Genomic DNA, 617 nt, shown 5'->3' with positions numbered 1-617 from the left:
TGCATTACCGTCTTTATCTGCTACTTTTAATGCACCCGCATCCGCAGATAATTGTACCGCTTTATCGCCTTCACCAAGAGTTACCTTGTTTTTCGCTGTTACGCTATCAACTTCGATGTCTTTCGCTAAACCGTACGTGAATGTCTTACCATTACGTTTTACCGCTAAGTTTTTGTCCGCTTCGAAAGTAATTTCATCACCAGCGCCAATCGATGCTGATTCTTCACCTTTCTCTGCACGGTCTGTCATCGTTGTTTCTAGGTTATTCGCTTTCGCAAACCATTTCGCGCTGTTGATTGCGTTCGCTACGTTCTCAACTGTCGCTACTTTGTTCTTATCTGCATCAGCTACGGTTACTTTACCTTTATTATTACCGCTTTCTTCTGCAGGTTTGATTGAACCTGTGTTCACTTTCACACCGTTTGCATCAACGGTTAAGGTGTTAGTGTCTGCTGATTTAACATCATAAGATACACTCACAACATCTGGTTTACCGTCAACTTTCGTTACTGCCACGTTCGCTTTCGTGCCTTTACCATCTACATAGTTTACAGCATCGCCTGGATTTACAGTTACGTCTGTGCCATCAGTTGCTTTTGTTTTCCAACCTGAGTTGT

At 42.8% G+C, this 617-nt stretch carries 1 protein-coding gene; it reads right to left on the bottom strand.

Features of this window, described 5'->3' with window-relative positions:
* Window positions 1-617, bottom strand: a 617-nt coding sequence (locus B0184_RS10540; RefSeq protein WP_158077813.1) for a hypothetical protein, incomplete at both ends; no start/stop codon positions are given.

The organism is Haemophilus paraphrohaemolyticus (genome assembly GCF_002015045.1).
Lineage (GTDB): Bacteria > Pseudomonadota > Gammaproteobacteria > Enterobacterales > Pasteurellaceae > Haemophilus_A > Haemophilus_A paraphrohaemolyticus.
The sequence above is the reverse complement of the archived record's forward strand: the minus strand, read 5'-3'. Positions and strand labels throughout refer to the sequence as shown.